We start from the raw sequence: 2523 nt of genomic DNA, 5'->3' as shown, positions 1-2523 counted from the left end.
CAGTCACCGCTAGCGCCAGCCTTGAAATCCGTGATGATGGGATGGCTTTGGTAGAGCACAGATTCAAAGACATAGGTCTGGCGACCGACGCCGCCAGTAATAGTTCCACCATAGCCATCAGCCAGCATATTCAGCAGAACCGTATCGTCACCATCCCCGCCATTCACAGTGAAGTTGCCAGAAACGGGGGCGACCAGCGTATCGTTGCCAGTACCACCATCCAGCAAATCATTTCCAGCAGTACCGACGAGCGAATCATCGCCCGCACCGCCGTAGATCGAATCATCTTCCGAGGTGCCAAACAGCGTGTCGTTCTGGTCAGTGCCGATATAGATCGCCATGATGGTAATTTGCCAATATGAAATGACAAATGCTAGCACGGCAATCTTATTGCAAATCTATCGATTATTCACAATTGGAACCGGCATGTGCGCGAGTGCGCGCCGGAAAAAGAAAGGAGCTTGCCGGCCAAGGGCGGYCGGCAAGCGAGGGGAAGCTTAGACGTTGAACAGGAAGTTCAGCACGTCGCCGTCTTTCACCACGTATTCCTTGCCTTCAGCGCGCATCTTGCCCGCTTCCTTGGCGCCGGCTTCACCCTTGAACTGGATGTAGTCGTCATAGGAAATGGTCTGGGCGCGGATGAAGCCGCGTTCGAAGTCGGTGTGGATCACGCCGGCCGCTTGCGGGGCGGTGTCGCCGATGTGGATGGTCCAGGCGCGGACTTCCTTCACGCCGGCGGTGAAGTAGGTCTGCAGGCCCAGCAGCTTGTAGCCGGCGCGGATCAGGCGGTTCAGGCCTGGCTCTTCCATGCCCATGTCGGACAGGAACTCCACCTTGTCGGCGTCGTCCAGGTCGGCGATCTCGGCTTCGATGGCGGCGCAGATCGCCACGATCGGTGCGTTCTGGGACTCGGCGTACTTGGTCAGCTGGTCCAGCAGCGGGTTGTTGGTGAAGCCGCTATCGGAGACGTTGGCCACGTACATGGCCGGCTTGGCAGTGATCAGGCACAGTGGCTTGATCAGGGCCATCTGTTCAGCGTCCAGTCCCATGGCGCGCACAGGCTTGGCTTCGTTCAGGTGCGGCACGATGGTTTCCATCAGGGCCACCAGCTTGGCGGCATCCTTGTCGCCGGAGCGGGCCTTCTTCTGCTCGCGGTGGATGGCTTTCTCAACGGTGCCCAGGTCGGCCAGCGCCAGTTCGGTCTGGATGACCTCGATATCGTCCAGCGGGCTGACTTTGCCAGCCACGTGGATCACGTTGTCGTCTTCGAAGCAGCGCACCACGTTCACGATGGCGTCGGTTTCGCGGATGTGCGACAGGAACTGGTTGCCCAGACCTTCGCCTTTCGACGCGCCCGCCACCAGGCCGGCGATGTCGACGAATTCAACGATCGCGTTCACCATGCGCTCAGGATTGACGATGGCAGCCAGCTTGTCCATGCGCGGGTCAGGCACTTCCACCACGCCCACGTTCGGCTCGATCGTGCAGAACGGGTAGTTCTCGGCCGCGATACCGGCCTTGGTCAGTGCATTGAAGAGGGTGGACTTGCCGACGTTAGGCAAGCCGACGATGCCGCATTTGAGACTCATGGAAAACCTTTAAGATATATGTTCTGCTACGGCGAACGCCGCAAAATAAACCGAGATTGTACCCCAGAACATGTCCCTGACCGCCCAATTCCGCCTGATGGCCCAGTACAACGACTGGATGAACCACAAGCTGTACGAAGCTGCCGCCAAGCTGTCGCCCGAGGAGCRCACCGCCGACCGCGGCGCGTTTTTCGGCTCCTTGCAGGCGACGCTTCAGCATATTGTCAATGCGGACACGATCTGGCTGCGCCGCTTTGGCTCCCATCCGCGCTTTGCCGAGATGCTGGCAGCCGTAATGGAGCTGCCGCAACCGACTGATCTGCGTGGCGAAGCCATGGAATTCGACGCGCTGCGCGTGCGCCGCGCCTGGATGGACCGCCAGATCATGCATTTTGCCTGCGCGCTGACGGGGGCGGATCTCGATCTCGTGATGCATTACAAGAGCATGGCGGGAGTGCCCGGCAGCCGCAGACTGGACGGGCTGCTGATGCACTTCTTTAACCATCAAACCCATCACCGTGGCCAGGCCACGACCTTGCTGTCGCAGCAGGGTATCGACGTGGGCGTGACTGACCTGGTGGTRCTGGTTCCAGAGGCGTGACCCCGGATCAAATCATGATACTTCCGGCAGCGGCCAGCGATACAAGTATCGCCAGGCTTGTGCTATCGTCCCCTCTTGCAAATAATGCACTGCGGACAATCTTCGGGGGCATTCATGGATTTGCTTTGGTTTGTGCTGTTCATCGTCATCGGACGCTGGGCGTGGCTGGCGCGGCGCGATGCACGCATTGCGGGCGAACAGGTCAAGCGCCTGCAGCGCGACCTCGCCAGTCTTCAGCACGCGCTGGAACGCCTGCGGCCACGCGGTATTGCCGCTGCCGACGAGGCCATTCGGACACCGGTATTGCCGCTGCCGACGAGGCCATTCGGACAC

Annotated in this window: 4 protein-coding genes; 2 read left to right on the top strand and 2 right to left on the bottom strand. The window is 60.0% G+C overall.

Annotation, left to right across the window (positions count from 1 at the left end):
* Nucleotides 1-341: calcium-binding protein (locus AB4Z11_RS29225; RefSeq protein ID WP_442029328.1), on the bottom strand; the 341-nt coding region annotated here is incomplete at its 3' end.
* 156 nt (nucleotides 342-497) lie between these two features.
* Nucleotides 498-1589 carry a redox-regulated ATPase YchF gene (gene ychF, locus AB4Z11_RS29220; RefSeq protein ID WP_442029327.1) on the bottom strand — a complete coding sequence of 364 codons (1092 nt, stop codon included), beginning with the start codon at nucleotides 1587-1589 and terminating at the stop codon, nucleotides 498-500.
* A gap of 70 nt (nucleotides 1590-1659) precedes the next feature.
* Between ychF and AB4Z11_RS29215 the strand changes: the two genes are divergently transcribed.
* Nucleotides 1660-2190: a DinB family protein gene (locus tag AB4Z11_RS29215; protein ID WP_442029326.1), complete on the top strand. Its 531-nt coding sequence runs from the start codon at nucleotides 1660-1662 to the stop codon at nucleotides 2188-2190.
* A gap of 114 nt (nucleotides 2191-2304) precedes the next feature.
* Nucleotides 2305-2523: hypothetical protein (locus tag AB4Z11_RS29210; RefSeq protein WP_442029325.1), on the top strand; the 219-nt coding region annotated here is incomplete at its 3' end.

It is taken from the genome of Pseudoduganella sp. RAF53_2 (assembly GCF_052113985.1).
Lineage (GTDB): Bacteria > Pseudomonadota > Gammaproteobacteria > Burkholderiales > Burkholderiaceae_D > Rugamonas.
This window is presented reverse-complemented; position numbering and strand designations above follow the sequence as displayed.